General features: G+C 44.8%; 13 protein-coding genes. 12 read left to right on the forward strand and 1 reads right to left on the reverse strand.

Features of this window, described 5'->3' with window-relative positions; translation table 11 throughout:
• Positions 1-64 precede the first annotated feature (64 nt).
• The 5 genes from ACE04G_RS26345 to ACE04G_RS26365 all read left to right on the forward strand — a co-directional run bounded on the left by ACE04G_RS26345 (position 65) and on the right by ACE04G_RS26365 (position 8,180).
• Positions 65-1,771: an RICIN domain-containing protein gene (locus ACE04G_RS26345; RefSeq protein WP_449004749.1), complete on the forward strand. Its 1,707-nt coding sequence runs from the start codon at positions 65-67 to the stop codon at positions 1,769-1,771.
• A 291-nt stretch (positions 1,772-2,062) separates the two neighbouring features.
• Positions 2,063-4,414 (forward strand): helix-turn-helix domain-containing protein, encoded by a 2,352-nt coding sequence (locus ACE04G_RS26350; protein WP_221821097.1) that lies wholly within the window; start codon positions 2,063-2,065, stop codon positions 4,412-4,414.
• Between the two features lie 275 nt (positions 4,415-4,689).
• Positions 4,690-5,544 (forward strand): ABC transporter permease, encoded by an 855-nt coding sequence (locus ACE04G_RS26355; RefSeq protein WP_339308695.1) that lies wholly within the window; start codon positions 4,690-4,692, stop codon positions 5,542-5,544.
• 27 nt (positions 5,545-5,571) lie between these two features.
• Entirely contained in the window at positions 5,572-6,501 is a 930-nt protein-coding gene (locus tag ACE04G_RS26360; RefSeq protein WP_221821098.1) for a carbohydrate ABC transporter permease, read from the forward strand.
• A gap of 20 nt (positions 6,502-6,521) precedes the next feature.
• Positions 6,522-8,180: an ABC transporter substrate-binding protein gene (locus ACE04G_RS26365; RefSeq protein ID WP_449004750.1), complete on the forward strand. Its 1,659-nt coding sequence runs from the start codon at positions 6,522-6,524 to the stop codon at positions 8,178-8,180.
• A gap of 220 nt (positions 8,181-8,400) precedes the next feature.
• On the opposite strand, the gene ACE04G_RS26370 is transcribed toward ACE04G_RS26365, so the two are convergent.
• Positions 8,401-9,543: a family 8 glycosyl hydrolase gene (locus tag ACE04G_RS26370; RefSeq protein WP_221821100.1), complete on the reverse strand. Its 1,143-nt coding sequence runs from the start codon at positions 9,541-9,543 to the stop codon at positions 8,401-8,403.
• A gap of 290 nt (positions 9,544-9,833) precedes the next feature.
• Here ACE04G_RS26370 and ACE04G_RS26375 point away from each other — a divergent pair, with 290 nt between their 5' ends.
• From ACE04G_RS26375 to ACE04G_RS26405, 7 genes are all read left to right on the forward strand, one after another.
• Entirely contained in the window at positions 9,834-11,117 is a 1,284-nt protein-coding gene (locus tag ACE04G_RS26375; protein ID WP_449004751.1) for an SGNH/GDSL hydrolase family protein, read from the forward strand.
• 41 nt (positions 11,118-11,158) lie between these two features.
• Positions 11,159-11,932 (forward strand): alpha/beta hydrolase, encoded by a 774-nt coding sequence (locus ACE04G_RS26380; RefSeq protein ID WP_221821103.1) that lies wholly within the window; start codon positions 11,159-11,161, stop codon positions 11,930-11,932.
• 71 nt (positions 11,933-12,003) lie between these two features.
• Entirely contained in the window at positions 12,004-12,639 is a 636-nt protein-coding gene (locus ACE04G_RS26385; RefSeq protein WP_221821105.1) for a glycoside hydrolase family 11 protein, read from the forward strand.
• A gap of 133 nt (positions 12,640-12,772) precedes the next feature.
• Complete coding sequence (locus ACE04G_RS26390; protein ID WP_449004752.1) at positions 12,773-13,612, forward strand: formylglycine-generating enzyme family protein; 840 nt, start codon at positions 12,773-12,775, stop codon at positions 13,610-13,612.
• A 349-nt stretch (positions 13,613-13,961) separates the two neighbouring features.
• Complete coding sequence (locus tag ACE04G_RS26395) at positions 13,962-15,077, forward strand: response regulator transcription factor (RefSeq protein ID WP_449004753.1); 1,116 nt, start codon at positions 13,962-13,964, stop codon at positions 15,075-15,077.
• A 4-nt stretch (positions 15,078-15,081) separates the two neighbouring features.
• On the forward strand, positions 15,082-16,863 hold the full coding sequence (locus tag ACE04G_RS26400) for a sensor histidine kinase (protein WP_449004754.1): 1,782 nt from the start codon (positions 15,082-15,084) through the stop codon (positions 16,861-16,863).
• Between the two features lie 13 nt (positions 16,864-16,876).
• Positions 16,877-18,418, forward strand: a complete 1,542-nt coding sequence (locus tag ACE04G_RS26405) for a response regulator transcription factor (RefSeq protein ID WP_449004755.1) — start codon at positions 16,877-16,879, stop codon at positions 18,416-18,418.
• The last annotated feature ends 69 nt before the right edge of the window (positions 18,419-18,487 follow it).

Raw genomic sequence — 18,487 nt, forward strand, 5'->3', positions numbered from 1 at the left:
GATACTCTGACGGAGCTTACCTCGCATTATTGCAAGGCAATATATCAGATCAGGAGGAATTAAAGTGAAGAAGTTCATGACATCTTGTAAACTTGTACTCATTCTGGCTTTATTGATCACAATTGCTCCATGGGGAGGCAGCCGTGCCGAAGCATGGGTGGGCATGCCGATGGGCAAGCTTCACGTAAACGGCAAAAACCTGGTGAACAGCAACAACCAGCCTGTGCTACTGAACGGTTGGCATCAACCCTCAGGTGCCTACTGGACATATCAGGACAGCAATTATTATCTCAATCTGCACGGCAATAACCGTCATGCAGCTACACTGGCTTATCTGAAAGACATTACCGATACTTTTGCTGACACCAGCGCGAAATACGGAAGCAATCATGGCTGGAATATGAATCAGGTACGTCTGTTCATCGATCGCCAAGACATGGGAGATGTGGCTGCTGGTACATATAACTTTGCCGGTGTGCAGACCGTTACGCAAAATGTAATTATTCCGTACATTCAATATGCCAAAACAAAAGGTGTCTATGTTGTCCTGGGACTGGACTTCACATTGAAGGATGATCAGGCAACAACACCTGCAAACCTGCAAAAATTCAACGAAATCTGGGGTTATCTCGCTTCACGCCCGGAGATCAAAAGTGCAGACAACGTTCACTTCGAACTGATCAACGAACCGGTGAAATCCTATGCCAATGGACATTGGGGTGGATACAACGGGGAAAATGACTTTGTGGATCACTGGAATGACTTGCGTAATTTCCAAAATTCCATGATTTCAACAATTCGCAGCAAAGGTGCGGACAATGTCATCTGGGCGGCAGGTCTCGGATACAACCAATTTTACAGCTTGACGGCAAGCCATCCATTGACTGATCCGCTCAATAACTATGGATATGCGGTTCACTGGTACCCTGGTTATGGCGCATATGACAACTTCTCTATCCTGCAAGATCAGTGGAATACCAACGTGAAGGCAGCAGCTGACAAATATCCGATTAATATTACCGAGGTAACCTGGTTCAAAAACAAACCTGGCGATTCGGCCTATTGGAACTTGTTTAATGGCAGCAATGAAGGGTTTGGCACCAATACCAAAACGATCTTCAACGCAGCAGGCAATGTCAGCATTGCAGCTCATATGAACGGATTCATTCTAAGTGAAGGACCACGAAGCTCCTTTGCCGACCCAACGGCTGGGCTGAAATGGGATGGAGATGCTTCACGGAGTGCCATGGGACGATTCCTGTTCAACTGGTACCATGAACGTGCCCAGACTTATCCGGGCAGTGGACAAGGTGGCGGACCGACAACGGGTCTTGTATCCGGTGCAACTTATAAAATCGTAGCCCGGCATTCCAACAAAGTTGTTGATGTACCTGGTGGTCAAAATGAAAATAATCTTCAGCTCCAGCAGTGGAGCGATCTGGGCGGTAACCCTCAGAAGTGGGTTCTGACTTCGATCGGAAACGGCAACTATACACTGACAAGTGTGAACTCGCCGGACAAAGTCATCGACATTCGCAACGGTACCAACACCAATGGGGAAGCGGTTCAACTCATGAGCAATCTGAACACAACCGCTCAGCATTTTAAGGTCAACGATCTTGGTAACGGGTACTGGAGTATCATTAACGTGAACAGCAATAAAGCGATTGAAGTGGCAAACGCTTCCACTTCGGATGGAGCCAAGCTGCAGCAGAACACCTACACGGGTGCTACAAACCAACAATGGAAATTTGTAGCCGTTAGTAACTAATAGCACAACGTTAAACAAAACCTCCCCAAGTCATTTCATGTCTTGGGGAGGTTTTTTGCGTTTATTTTTGATACTTTGGGATGGATGTCATGCGAAGGTAAAATACAACTATATTTGTGCGCTAACCCGCAGACCGACAATTATTTTCATGTAAGCATTGTACACCGCAGTATGTAAATGTACCATAAGGAAGAAGTTGTACCTTCACCAGGAAGAAATGCCCGGTGTATCATTGAACAGCTACCTTATCACAGAGAAATGTAAGCGCTTGATAAAAAAGGGAGGGTACATATGCAGCTCCTATGGTCCAAATTTTCACCCGTGTTCCGCCGATTCCTCATTTCGTATCTTGTCATTCTGATGATTCCTCAAATTGCGGGATATGCCTCTTACCGAGCTTCTATTGAAGCGGCCCGTTCCAGCTCCATTGAAAACAGCTTGAAGTCGCTGAGTCTCGGGAAAGAGATCATTGAGCGTAACCTTCTTCAAGTTGAAGCCTTTACCAGGCAGCTTGCCGTCAATCCCGATTTGCAAAATTTAATTGCTGGGCCAAAGCCGCATGATCTCTACAATGTCTACGGTATGAACCGTATGCAGCGGAGCCTCTCCATGTACAGCAGTACCAATGATTACTTGTCCCATTTCTTCATTCACATTCCAAACTACAATGCCATCATCACACCAAGAACTGTGTATTATCGTCCAGAGCATTATTATGCTGCCAATCAGCTGGACGGTATGTCGTTTGAACAGTGGCATGACCAAATTCTCAAACAACCACACTTTAATGAAATCATACCGCTTCGAAACTATAAACGTGAAATACTCGGCACTGTGCTTGCAGACGTTCCCGCCATTACGTTTCTGCAATCTCTGCCTTTGAACAGCTTCAACAAACCGCAAGCGACGATTGGTGTCATGATTGATCAGGATCAGATGGCCAGCCTTACTCAAAATATTGTGGATCAATATGGCGGCTGGACTCTCGTCACCGATGCGGAAGGACAGATCATTTTCTCCCATGGCATTGAACAAGCCGAAGCTGAGCAAATGGCACAGAGTCGCCAGAGAGAAGGTAACGCTGCGGAAACGGAGCTGAACGTGCAGAATGTACAGCCTGGAAGTGATGGTCGGCTGCTGATATCGATGCAGTCCAGTCAAAATGGATGGAATTACATGGCAGGGATTCCGGAGAAAGCACTCATGACAAAAGCGGACCAAATCAAACAAGTCACGCTGGTCTTTACTTTGGCAACCATTGCCCTAGGACTGTTATTCGGGCTGGTTCTGGCCTATCGGAATAGTGCACCCGTTTACAGATTGTTGGCCTCTTTTCGGGAACAAATCACCGATTCCCCAGGCAGACGGGGCAATGAATATGATTTTTTGGCAAGCCATATTAACAATCTTATTGCTAATAATGACTCACTTAAAAACGCCATGAATGAGCAGATTCCGTTATTGAGAGACGGTTTTATCAAACGTTTGTTAACCGGAGAAGTCTATACCTCACTTGAGTTGGAGGTTATCTCATCCCAGGCGCACATTTCCCTTCATAGCAGCAAGGGCTTGGCAGGCTTAGTGAAGGTAAACGGATATGCCAATCCGGACAGTGAAGAAACTATCCATGAACTGGGTGTCGCAAGGCTGCTCATCAAACAGGTACTTACAGAGTGGAATGCGCAGCTGCTGATCACGGATTGGGGAACAGACCAGATCGCTTTTGCCTGTCCATTGGATGAGAACCAACTGAATGAAGCTATAGGGAGATGTGAAAAAGAGCTGAACACCTTGATGGAAGTGATCTACCGGGAGCATCGGATATCCACAACAATTGGTACAGGTGCAGCTTACGAGGTTTGGAATGATGCAGGGCGTTCCTTTGACGAAGCCAAACAAGCTCTGGATTATGCCATTCATATGGGAACAGATCATCTGGTGAGATTTGAAGATACGATGAAGGAAAATGAAATGTTCTATTATCCGATTGAGTCTGAACAGCGCCTGCTGAACACGATCAAAGTCGGTGAGCATGAAGAGGCGATACGTATTCTGGAGCAATTGTTTCTTCGTAATTTAGAGGAGCGGGAACTTTCCTACGAGATGACACAGCAGTTCATCATGGAGCTGAAGGGGACTTTTCTGAAGCTGGACGAACCCAAATTCAAGCTGGATGCCTCCCTGCTGGAGGAATATAAAACTCGTGTGACATCTATTCAGATGACAGAAACGATTACTTCGCTGCGTGCAAAATTCAAACGGTTAACGGAAGACATCTGTGGTGATTTCCAGAGAAGAAGAACAGGAGCACATGGGGATACTGTAAACGAAATGATTTGTTTTATCCAACAACATTATGGGGATGCAAACTTGACGATCTATCGGATTGCGGAGCACATGAGCAAGTCCGAGAAGTTTATATCTCAACTGTTCAAAGAACATACGGGAGAGAATCTTTCCGATTATGTAGAAAGGGTACGCATTGATGCTGCCTCGAACTTGTTGCACTCTACCGGTCAGACCATTGACGAGATAGCGGAGGCCACCGGGTATAACAGTGCACATTCATTCCGCCGAGCTTTCAAGCGGGTACGCGGCATTTCTCCGAGTGTGTTTCGGAAAATGGACGTTCATAGCGGTTAATGTAGGTTGTTTCTCGGGAACTATATTCGCTTTTTGTACTTTCTCAGCGCAACTGTACCTTTACGCATCCCCAGCGCAATCTTATGATTACTCAAAAAGTAAGCGCTACCAAGTTGGGCTGAAGTTCAGCACGATTTGGAGCCAAGAATGGGGGGATGATTCTGAGAACCACAGTGACCAGTGAATCAAAGTCCGTGGAGAAACCAAGTAAACCGTTTGCCTTGAAGCAAGCATTATCCAGAAGTTGGAGGCGACATTGGCAGTTATATCTGCTGATCCTGCCACCGATTGCTTACTTTATTATTTTCAAGTATGTACCCATGGTGAATGCGGTCCTAGCATTTAAAGATTACAACGTCATCAAGGGGATCTGGGGCAGTCAGTGGGCCGGAACCAAGTATTTCGAATTACTTTTCAAAAATCCGGCGTTTGTCATGCTGATCAAGAACACACTCTACATTTCGTTTTACAGCCTGATCGTTGGTTTCCCGATTCCTATATTACTGGCGCTCGCGCTGAACGAAATCAAAAACATACGATTCAAAAAAACAGTACAAATGGTGACGTATGCTCCATATTTCATCTCTACCGTTGTTATGGTCTCCATCATTATGCTCTTTCTGTCTCCTAGGCTGGGTATTGTCAACACGATTGCAGGCGCCCTTGGTTTCGAAGCAGTGAATTTTCTCGGTGAGCCTGGACTGTTTCGATCCATCTACGTATTCTCCGATGTGTGGCAGGGAATGGGGTACTCCGCTGTGATATATCTGGCTGCTCTGGCAGGTGTTGATCCATCCCTATATGAAGCCGCCAAAGTGGACGGAGCCAACCGAATACAGAAAATCATTAATGTTGATCTGCCTGGACTACTTCCGGCAGCCGTCATCATTCTGATCCTGAGTGTAGGGAATATCATGGCTGTTGGGTTCGAAAAAATATATTTGCTGCAAAATCCGCTCAACCTGTCTGCTTCGGAGATCATCTCCACGTATGTCTATAAAATAGGATTGCTGAATGCCAATTATAGCTTCGCTACTGCGGTTGGCCTGTTCAACTCGGTGATTAACCTGATTCTGCTATTAATCGTAAACGCGGTCGCCAAGCGACTGTCCAATACAAGCTTATGGTAACGGGAGCGAAAGGAGGAGAACCAACTCATGCCTAACACACAGATTAATGCAGGTCGTTCGCGGATCAAGAGCAGCAGTACGATTCGTGAATCCTGGGGAGACCGCGTATTTATAACGGTTGTTTACTTCATGCTGACTGTGGTGCTGATTGCCGTGCTATATCCCTTGATATATATTGTGAGTTCTTCGCTCAGCAGCCCTGCTGCCGTCTCCTCGGGAAAAGTCTGGTTGTGGCCCATTGACCTGACGTTTGACGGTTACAAGTCTGTATTGCGGAATGATCAAGTCCTTATCGGGTATGCCAATTCCCTTTTTTATACAGCCTGCGGCACCTTCATCAGCGTGGCACTGACCATTATGATTGCTTATCCATTATCCAAAAAAACGTTTGTTGGTCGCAGCTCGTTAATGATGTTTATTACCTTCACCATGCTGTTCTCAGGCGGTTTGATCCCTACCTATCTGGTGGTCAAAACCATGGGACTGATTGATACCCGCTGGGCGTTGCTGATTCCCAATGCCGTCTGGGTATGGCAAGTCATCATTGCCCGTACCTTTTTTCAGAACTCGATACCGGAAGAATTGTCCGAAGCAGCAGACATCGATGGCTGCAGTGACATCCGGTTTATCTTCAGTATTATCCTGCCACTCGCCAAACCGATTATCGCCGTGTTGTCACTTATGTACGCTGTCGGTCAGTGGAATGCATACTTTGACGCCCTCATCTATCTGAAATCACAGTCGCTCTATCCGCTACAGCTGATATTGCGCAGTATTCTTATTCTGAACAGCAGTACGGGGAGCATGGATGCATCGGAAATGATTAAACAGCAGCAAATGGCTGAACTCATGAAGTACTCGTTAATTGTGATGGCCAGCTTGCCGGTGCTAATCATCTATCCTTTTGTTCAACGGTATTTCGTGCAAGGTATGTTGATTGGCTCAGTTAAAGGATAAGTTCATTTTTTCTATTATTCATGAAGGAGAGGATTATATTGAAAAAAGCGGGATTCATCATTCTTGCCTGTATGCTGTTTACCTCGTTGGTACTTGCCGGATGTTCAAGCTCTGATAAGGGGAACGGGGAAGGCAGCGATCCATCAGGCAAGACGGCCATTAATGTGTTTGCTCACCAGGGTTCGGATACCAACCTGTCCACTAACAAATTCACGAAGAAAATGGAAGAAAAGTTTGATATTCAGTTCAACTGGACCACGGTTCCATTCGACGGTGCAGCGGAGAAAAGACAGATTTCACTGGCTTCTGGTGATTATCCGGACTTGTATCTGCTCATCCCTTGGGTAGATCGTTTCTCCCAGACAGACTTGTTGAAGTTTGGTCAACAGGGGGTTATTTTGCCGCTGAATGATCTGATTGAGCAGCATGCTCCCAATATTAAAAAAGTGCTTGAGAGCAATGACTATTATCGGGCCATGAACACTGCTCCCGACGGAAATATCTATGGTCTGACGGGTCTGAATGAATGTTTTCACTGTTCATACCCAAACAAGATGTGGGTCAACACCAAATGGATGGAAGAACTGGGCCTGACCGAACCCACGACGACAGAAGAATTTAAAGAAATGCTTCGGGCATTTAAAACGAAAGACCCAAACGGGAACGGCAAAGCCGACGAAGTACCGCTAAGCGGTTCGACTGAAAATTTCGGTGTGCACATTATTCCGTACTTGATGAACGGTTTTATCTATGACGACGATCGGAATTATCTCATTGTCAATCAGGGGAAAGTGGAGACCGTAGTGAACAAACCGGAGTGGAAAGAAGGGCTTGCCTATATTAAATCCCTGTACGATGAAGGGTTGATTGATCCAGGGGCATTTACCCAAAACGTCGGGGCCTTCAAAAAAATTGGAGATAACGCTGATGCACAGCTTCTCGGCGCGGGAGCAGCGATGCATCCATCATTATTCGTAACCACTGCCGAAGGTTCTCCTTACGGGAATGATTACAATCCCATCCCTCCATTGAAGGGACCCCATGCTGCTTATGCTACGTACAACTATCCGATTGATCCCGGAGCGTCTTTTGTACTGACAAACAAAGCCAGTGAGGAAACGCAGATCGCGGCCATAAAGCTGCTGGATTATCTCTATACCCAGGAAGGAACCATGGCATCATATCTGGGCGAAGAGGGCGTAAGCTGGCGCAAACCACAAGAAGGAGAAGTGGCGCTCAATGATCAGATTGAGCCGTTATATAAAGCCATTCCGCTTCCTTCTGGAGAAGAACCTCGTAATGACAGTTGGGCTGCATTGAGTCAGTACAATCATTATCAGGCATATCGGGACTCCGAAGTACAGGGGACAGACATCTATGCCAATGATGGTGGTGAGCGACGTCTCTATGAGGCGACATTGTTAATGGAAGGCAAGGAACCGAAAGAGATTTTCCCTCATTGGGCATTGTGGGTAGATCCGTCCCAAGCTGATGAAGCCAGCATGATGCAGACCAATCTCAAGGATTACATCGATCAGAACGCCCTGCAATTTATTACAGGCGCCAAAAGTCTGGATAAGGATTGGGATGAATATGTGAAAGGCCTGGAGGGACTGAACATTAATCGATATCTGGAGATTATGCAGTCTTCCTATGATACTTCTTCTGTTTCCAAATAATTAAAGTATCTGAATCATACAGAGCGGGAAAAGTTACTGCCTGTATTTGCACAACCAAACGTTCCCGGTTCGCAGTCAACATATGCGAGCCGGGAACGTTTTTTATTGATATAGATTAAATCGTAATATCATTGCATCCTACTTAGAATTGAGATTGAACCTGTCCTGCAAGCCAAACGTTCACAGGACAGGTATAACGGCTCATGCACATTCCCTTAGTTTAGTACATGCGATATCTTCCGCTTAGAGCGAGCATGCTGAAAAAATACAGGCAATTGTCGTAATAACGTCGCTCTCCCTGACGCAAAGGTGTGTTCCAGAACTTGCGAACGAATGTGTCAGCATGTGGACCGTCTGCAGCCAGTGAAGCCATGGCATTGGTAGCCAGCAAACCTACAGGATGCAGTGAATGTTCGTCGAAAGGTTCACCTTCTATTGTATAACGACGATAATCGGACATTTCAATATCACTGAAGAAGGACTGAATCCGATTGGATTGTTCGATCTGCCAGTGATCCTTGCGGAACCATTCCCAGTCCAGCGCTATATTCGCAGCAACACGGTAGGCATCACTGTAGAAATGTCTGAAATCACCATGCGGCTGTATTGGAGCCGGGGAGCCATCATAGTTCGCATATTCAGGTGATAGTCCGGTTACGGGATGGCAGGCTGTATGAAGGTAAGCACGACTAGCGGCCGCCGCTTCTTTCCAGAAGCTCTGATCTTCTTCATTCGCATATTTCGAGAATAGTTCATAAAAATGAGGCAGATGGTAGGATGGGTCGCTAAACGGTGTTTCTGGTATGAATTTGATCAGTTTTGTTTCCGGGTCCCACATGGGATCGCCTTCGCCGTCTTCGCCCTGATGTATACATGCACGAAGGATCTTGCGGGCTTGTGCCTTGTAATCATAAGGTTCAGCGCCATCGCCCCAGCGGTTGGAGGCAAAAAAAAGTGCCATGGCAAAAAACTCCTCACCATCAGGAGCAGGACCTTGTGAGAGTTGGGTTCCGTCAGGCTTGCAATGCCAGGCAAAATAATCTTTATAACGTCCCGCTTTATGTTGCATAAACGTGTGCGAGAAATTCCAGAGTCGATCAAATTCTTCCTTTTTGTTCATCTGAACAGCCATCATCATGCCATAGGACATGCCCTCGGAGCGAATATCGAGATTACCAGTGTCCAGCAAATAACCCTTGTCCTCACCCAAAGGGTAATATATTCGAGTATTATCATCGCCATAAAACAGCTCGTTCCATGTTTCTTCCAATCTGTTCGTGATCTCATTCTCATCGTAGCCTAACTTCAGAAACAGATTTGTATATGTACCCGTATCCCACGCGCCTTGACCCGTGCTATTCATAAGTATCCTCCTTCATCAATGCGGTTTTTCAAAATTATAACATGGAAATAGTATACAAATTAAAGCGTTTACATGAAAAATTATAGGTGTTCTGATCTGCATGTAATTCTACTCAAATTAAAATGATATATTGGTTAAAATCCTATACTTTGTCAGGTTGTTGTAAAATTATGTAAGGGATACACTTTGGGAGAAGGATCACATCTGATCTAATAATAATACAAGCTGTGATCCTTTAAATGTTGTTTGAGGATGGTCAGAATCTAACCGGAAGGATGTGATGATGATTTATGCTCCAGGATTCAGGAGATGCAGGTGAAAACACGGAATTCACTGCACCGCGCGATCCAGTTGGAGTGACAGCGTCGGCAGTCAAACCCGCAATTGATTTTGAGTCACATAGATATCGCGACATGATTGGCCGATCTCTTCTGAACAAAGGAAATAATGTCAGATTAAAACGAGCCATGGAGAAGGCAAAAAACGGCGAACCTGTCGTTATCGCTTATATTGGAGGCTCCATTACCCATGGTGCTGGTGCAGTACCTATTCATCTCCAAAGTTACGCTTATCGATCGTATGAGTCGTTCAAGTTTATGTTTGCGCTTTCAAAAGATAGTCCCATTCATCTGATTAAAGCAGGTGTGGGTGGAACTCCTTCCGAACTGGGGATTGTACGTTATGATCGTGATGTGCTGAGGGGAGGTGCCGTTCAGCCGGATATTGTCGTAATCGAATTCGCAGTCAATGACGCAAATGATGAAACCCAAGGTAAATGTTACGAGAGTCTGGTGCTCAAAGCACTTACTGCCGATAACAAGCCAGCGGTCATCTTGTTATTCAGTGTATTTGAAAATGACTGGAATCTACAGGATCGTCTCGCTCCGGTAGGCTGGCATTATGATCTGCCAATGGTAAGTGTGAAAGATGCTGTCGTAGATCAGTTCAACAAGACAAAAGGTGAAGGAAACGTTATTTCCAAAAAGCAATTTTTCCATGATATATATCATCCAACTAATATAGGGCATCGAATTATGGCCGATTGTTTGGAATATTTGTTCGACGTGACGAATCGTTCTGAGTGGGATGAGAAAGATCATGATATTGAAAAAGCTCCGCTAATTGGAAATGAATTTGTTAATGTGAAGCTGTTGGATCGGAAAAACGGCAATCATATTGCCAGAATCGATGCAGGCTCTTTTTGTAAAACGGACACGGATCTGCAGATGGCTGAGATGGATGCTCATGACTATGGTACACCTCAATTCCCCAACAACTGGATGCGTACAGGAGAGGGAAAAGAGAATCAGAGCAGCTTTCGGATAAGTTTGCAGTGCAAACGCCTCATTCTAATCTTCAAGGATTCGGGTAACGACGAATTCGGAACTGCAGATATCAGGGTAGATGGGGTATTCGTCCAAAAAGTCGATCCGCGTCAAGTGAACTGGACCCATTGCCATGCCACACTTCTGCTCAACGAAGAGCAAGTGGGGGAGCACTCCATCGAGATTGAAATGGCGGAAGGCCATGAACATAAATGCTTCACCATTCTGGGTTTTGGCTATGTGGATTAACTGAAGACTGATAGTCACTCATATGTTCGGAGGAAAAGAGAATGGAATTGATCTCATCAGCAGTAATGGGATATGACCAGTATCGGGAGAATATACCACGTGGAGTCATGGAGACGGTAGAATATCCTTCCACCACGGTTGGCAATTCCCGTAAAGCGATGGTGTACACCCCACCAGAATTTTCTTCGACAACGATGTATCCTGTACTTTTTCTTTTGCATGGTATTGGTGGAGACGAAACCGAATGGCATACTCATGGTTCTCCGCAAATTATTCTAGATAATCTGTACAATGATAACTTACTTGAGCCGATGGTTATTGTTTTCCCCAATGGTCGCGCAATGTCGAATGACCGAGCCGAAGGAGACCTGTTTGAACCTGAGAAAATCAAAGCATTTAAACGGTTCGAATCCGATCTGCTCAACGATTTGATACCTTACATGGAGTCGAACTACCCTTTGTATAAAAGCCGGGATAAAAGGGCGATTGCTGGTTTATCCATGGGCGGAGGTCAATCCTTAAATATCGGATTAAGTAATCTAGACCATTTTGCATGGATCGGTGCTTTCTCCGCAGCCCCAAACACCAGAAGTCCGGAGCTACTTGTCCCTGATCTTTCGAAAGCGCCTTCATTACTCTCGCTGTTATGGATCTCTTGCGGTGAACAGGACAATCTTATAGAGATTAGTCATGGGGTTCACCAATATTTGGCGCAACACGGAGTACCTCACATTTGGAATGAGGAAAGTGGAGGACATGATTGGCCCGTGTGGAAGAACGATCTGTATCTGTTTTCGCAACGTCTTTTCAAGTGAATTTGCTGAAGAACATTCATATCGGATTGTAGCATCAACCAAATCTATTAAAATATCAGGAGGTATAATCTATGTTTAAATTTAGCAAAAAATTGTTAACCGTTGTTCTCGCATCTGCCATGAGTTTTGGTGTCTTCGCAGCCACATCGAGCGCAGCAACAGATTATTGGCAAAATTGGACAGATGGAGGAGGAACGGTCAACGCCGTGAATGGATCGGGCGGGAATTACAGCGTGAATTGGCAAAATACCGGGAACTTTGTTGTCGGGAAAGGGTGGACATACGGTACGCCTAATCGAGTGGTCAATTATAATGCCGGCGTATTCTCTCCTTCAGGTAACGGCTATCTCACCTTCTATGGTTGGACTAGAAACGCTCTAATTGAATATTACGTGGTGGATAGCTGGGGAACGTATCGTCCTACCGGAACGTATAAGGGCTCGATGACTAGTGATGGCGGCACATATGACATCTATACAACGATGAGATACAATGCACCTTCCATTGATGGTACTCAGACTTTCCCTCAGTATTGGAGTGTTAGACAGTCCAAGAAACCAATCGGAGTCAATTCTACCATCACGTTCAGTAATCATGTGAATGCATGGGCGAGCAAAGGGATGTACTTAGGTAACAGCTGGTCCTATCAGGTGATGGCAACGGAAGGTTATCAAAGCAGCGGAAGCGCAAACGTGACGGTTTGGTAAAAATGATGTGATGCAGTTTAACTTCTGCACCTGTATTTGAATTCAATTTTCCGGTAGCGTTGAGTAACGTTATTCTCCAGACTAACGGACCTCGACGTTGCCGGATTTAAGCTTAGTAAAGGAGAATAATGGAATGAGGAAACTGGTATGGTTAACTTTAATCGCCATAGTTGTTAGTCTAAGTGCTTGTTCAACAAGTAATACCACAGTAAACGATGACTTGGTATTTGTCGAAGGAGGAGCCTTCAAGAGCAGTAAGCCAAGTCAGATTGATAGGAATGAAACGCTCGATTCCTTCTATATTGGTAAATACGAAGTAACTCAAAAAGAATGGATGGAGGTTATGGGGGAAAACCCTTCTGGCTTCAAGGGAGACGACCTGCCTGTTGAAATGGTCAGCTGGTATGACGCAGTGGAATACTGTAATCAAAAAAGTATAAAAGAAAACCTGAAACCTTATTACAATATAGACAAAGACAACCAGGACACGAATAATCACAATGAAAACGACACTATAAAATGGAATGTAACGATCAACGAGGACGCCAACGGTTACCGTTTACCCACAGAGGCAGAATGGGAATACGCTGCAAGCGGAGGTCAAAAGAGCTTAAATTACACATACAGCGGAAGTAACAATCCTGATGAAGTTGCCTGGTACTGGGTAAATGCCGGCGAGAACATTCTGACGGGTGACTGGAGCTGGCCCGCTATTGAGAGCAATCGTAATCAAACCAAAAAAGTCGGAACTCAGAAGGCGAATGAGTTAGGAATCTATGATATGTCTGGGAATGTGAGAGAATGGTGCTGGGACTGGTACAGTGATTCGGAGAGTCCCAATCAATCCTGGCGAGTTGTGAAAGGCGGAGGCTGGATTGGCGGTGTCAATAACAATGAAATATCATTTCGAGGCAAATTTGATGCAAATGGTTTTGGTCCCGATCAAGGATTCCGTATTGTGCGTGGAGAATGAAAAATCTTTCTCCTGACAAAGATTACTTCTGAGCTAAACCTATACTTTGTCGGGTGAAAACCTATAGTTTAACAGGTTGTTGTACCAAAATGTAAGCGTTACACTTGAATTGTTCTCCCGGCGCTTCGCTACAATCGGAGCGTTCTTATAGTACGGTCCGATGGAACCATGTTCTATGTTATTGATTAATGAACGATGAGGCTGGTAGAAATTTTGTTCTCCAAGTTGTGCGAGCAGACAACAATCCTGCTGTTGTTCTGCTGTTTAGCGTTTTCAGAACAACTGGAATCTGCCTATTGATATAGATAAAATACATGCAGCTGATCAAGGATAAAAGAGAGGTGAGCTAATGTACAAGGTCATTGTCGCGGATGATGAGCCGTTTATGCTAGAAGGATGGAGAACAATGATTGACTGGCGAACTTGTGGATACGAACTCTGCGGAACGGCAACGGATGGGGAGGAAGCACTTGCTTTATTCAACTCGGTTGAACCGGATCTTGTCGTCACTGATATTCAAATGCCTGTTATGGATGGTCTTGGTTTGATTCATACCTTGCGAGAAGATCTCGCCTATACCTCTAAAATCGTTATCGTTACAGGATACTCGGATTTTAATTACGCGAAGCAAGCCATACGGTATCAGGTTGATCAGTATGTGCTTAAACCTCTTGTTCCCGAGGAAATTCATCAAATCCTTATGGAAATGATTGAACCTCTGGACAAACGCAGAAATGAGCAAAAACAGCAAAATGGAGTCATGGTTACAGATGAAGCCTATGACAATCATCTTAATGAATATCGGATAAGCGAAGAATATAATTTAGAGCAAATGATGAACATCTCCAAAGAGATCTTGGCGTTGATTGAAGCAGAAAACACCTATTCCATCGATATTGCAGTGAGTGCACTGCTAGAGAAGAGTGAGAAAGCAGAGGTATCGCTGGAATGGATACATCATGTCATCCGATATATCCATGGGGAATTGCTACGAAAATATGGAAAAAGAGAGGGTTGCAGAGAAATACTATGTGAAAAAGAATGGCATGCGGCTGCGAGCTGGTCTTCCGGCACATTGCAAGACCTGTGTGCTCGACTGTCCAAGCAACTTTCCCAGTCTGAATTGAAGCAAAAGACGGGTACGGGAGTGCTGGTTTCAGAAGCAGTGAATGAATTGAAGCAGCACTATCGAAGTAAAATTAAATTACAAGATGTAGCTAATCGAATTCACGTGAATTCTGCCTACCTGGGTCAACAGTTCAAGCGGGAGATGGGGGTCAGTTTCAGTGACTATGTGCACCAGCTTCGTGTTGAGGAGGCCCGTAAACTCCTGCGACGTACCAATATGAAGATCACTGACATTGCATTCAGGCTAGGATATCATGATGCTGAATATTTCACCCAAAAGTTCAGAGAGCATACAGGGGAGCTTCCGTCAGTCTATAAAAACAAAAACCAAGGGTGATCATATGCGTCATAAATTCTGGATGTTCCGTAAGGTTAATGATATTCCTCTCCGATCCAAATTTCTGCTTATTTATGTACTTAGTATTCTCCTTCCTGTAATAACGATTAATATCTTCTTTTATCAACGAACCTCTGCGGATATCAAGATTAGAGAACAGGAGAATCTGCGTAAATCCATCGACAGGGCTGCGGGGGAACTGCTTGGCATGATAGATGAGAGCGTTGCTCTGAGCCGAATTATTGCAGCAGACGATTCGCTCTATGAGGCACTGGATCGGACCTATCACTCCCCCGTTGATTATTACAACGTGTACCATGCATTCCTGCGAGATAAATTAACACGGTATATGTCAGCGAATATTCTGGAGGTGCGTATCTATACGGATAACGATACCATTCAGACGGGCAGTCATTACATCGTGATGAAAGACAAGAATGTACTCCCTGGATTGAAACAGCTGAAATCCACCAGTGGAGGCATTCTTGTCGTTGATTATATTGAGCCATCCGGATTTAACGCGGGAAGAAGAATCAGTGTGATTGGCAAAATGGATACGTATACCTCGTATGCGAATTATGCGAAGTATTCCAAGATTGATCTGGAACTTAGCCGGGTGTATAGCATTTTAAATCGTGAATCAGACAGTCTTCAGCTGCGTCTGGTGGACAGCAACAATCGAACTGTCGTTTCAAGTGGGGAATTCAGCGAAACCGACTTATCCCCCCTTGATAATGAATCAATGCTCGAGGAATCTGGAGATTCTGCTTACACGCTCGAAAAATCGTTGGGGAATCTAGCCTACCTAAAGGGTTGGAAATTGATTGGAGTTGCCGATACGCGTCACCTTGACCACCTGCTGCAAGAAGCCTTTAAGTCAATTCTGGGGTTGCTTGCATTAAGTATCGTGGTCCCCTCTGTATTGATCTATATTATTTTGCGTTCCTACCACTATCGGATTCGCAAGTTATCCAGACATATGGAGAAGGTTCGTAACGAACGATTCGATCTGATTGAAATTCACGAAGGCCGCGACGAAATTGGCGGGCTTATTCGTACATTTAACATCATGATTGGTAAAATTCATACGCTGATTAATGACGTATATAAACTGGAAATCCGTCAAAAAGATCTGGAGCTGGATCAAGTGAGGACTGAATTGTCCATGCTCCAGAGTCAGATGAATCCCCATTTTTTATTTAACACATTGAATGCCTTGCTGGTCGTTAGTACAAAGAATGGATATACAGAAGTAATTGAGATTATCAAAAGTCTGTCCAAGTTGATGAGACAGTTGCTCAGTCATTCTGACAATCTGATTCCTTTGCAAGAAGAGCTGCAATTTACGAATCTTTATCTCCAGATTGAGAAGTTTCGCTTTGGTGAGCTGTTCGATTACACCTTCGAGGTTGATCCTGATGCAGCTTCGTTGCTCATTCCCCGTATGAGTATTCAACCTCTCGTCGAGAATGCTTGCAAACACGGCTTGCAGGCGCGAAAAAATGGAAGAGAGATCAAGATAACAGCGAGACGAAACGCTTCCGAACTGGTTATTCAGGTAATCGATAATGGAATCGGTATGGATGCAGGGAGACTAACCGAGCTCCTGCGAGATATTCGTTCTGAAAGACCCCGGAACGGCGAGCATGTAGGACTCCGTAATGTCTACCGAAGGTTGGAACTCTTTTATGAAGGAAATGCGATATTTGATCTAAGCAGTGTACCTGGAAAGGAAACCATTGCAGGGTACCGTATACCAATCTCCAAGCTGGAACAGAGGAAATAGGAGGTAAACTCTCATGTACAAAGTACTGTTAGTCGATGATGAACCATATGCCATTGAAGGTTTACAGCTTCTGATCAATTGGGAAAAGTATGGTTTTGAAATCAAAGGCGTGTGCGCCAACGGTGAGGAAGCCATTCGGATGATGGAACAAGATCGACCTGATCTCGTGGTGACAGACATTCGTATGCCCGTGATGAATGGGCTGGAACTTGTAGAAGAAGCACGACGATTGGAACATGAGTCTGTGCTGTTTGTCATCACGAGTGGATACAGTGACTTTAATTATGCCAGACAAGCTATTCGATTAGGTGTCTCCAATTATTTAACCAAACCGGTTGACAGTACAGAAGCAGAGGATATGTTGGTCCGTCTCCGTATGCAATTGCAGGAGCGTGAAACCCTGGAGCGTATAAGAGAACATGCAACCGAGCAAAGGATCAAAGCGTTTTTGACTGCACTGATTAAGGATAAGCAAAATATATCGGAGGAGGAGATGTCGGAGTTCCTTCCTCGTTTAAACAAGTCCCATTGGGCATACCTGCGGATAGCCTTTCAGGGAGATATTCAGGAAGTCTGTTCAGTAGTTGAACAAACGGCTGAAGAAACAACTTGCTGTTATGTGATAGACAGAACAAGAGACTCATTGGGAGTTGTATGGGGGGAGGAAACGAATGATAAAAATGAGACATTTGAAGCAATTAAAGTTTTTACCCAGCGTTTGATGAACAACATGCAACATAACGGCTGCGAAGATATTCATATCGCGGTTGGATTAACGGTCAACAAACTGGAGCATTTATCTGAATCCTTCCGCTCTGCTCAGGAAGTTGGGCGTTATTTGTTTTTTAATCAAGAGCGTCTTTTGTTTGCCGAAGATATCCAGCTGGAGAATTGGCAGTTTGATCCGGAAACGCTATCAGAAGTGGACCATATTTGCGATTTGCTTGAAAACGGTTCTGTAGAGGAACTCTCGTCTGCAATTCGGAGTGCTTTTGAACTGTTTGTACAGATGAAGGCTGCGCCAGAGATTGTACATATTTTCTCTACCCACATTATATTCCGCGGACTGTCCCTGTGTAGAGAACTAGGAGGAGAACCTAATGCTCTAATGAACGAATTGGCGAGTGGAATTCTGGAGAAGGGCCATCGAAATATAGAAGAGGTTGCTAACAATCTGGAACATTTCTGTTTGCAATGCAAGTCAGAACTGGCTGTTTTCCGGGAGAGGCAAATGGGTGGCATACAGGCGACGGTTGCTGAATATGTGCAGATGCATTACAGGGAGACATTTACGATCCAGGAGCTCGCAGAACGATTCTACGTGAATCCTGTCCATTTAGGGCAATCCTTTTTGCGAAAGTATGGTAAGGGTGTAATTGAGGTAGTACATGATCTAAGAATGGAAGAAGCGAAGCGTCTGCTCCAGCAGACGAATCAAACATCAAGTGCGATTGCAGAGCAGGTAGGGTACCGCAGTTACCAGCATTTTCTCAGACACTTCGAAAAACGAACAGCCATGAAACCTGTAGAATACAGGCAAAAGTATGCCAATTGATCCATGAAAAAGAAGAACCCCTCCTGAATAAGACCTACAATTACAGGGGGGTAGACCTTAAATGTATAT

This window comes from Paenibacillus sp. AGC31, assembly GCF_057334655.1.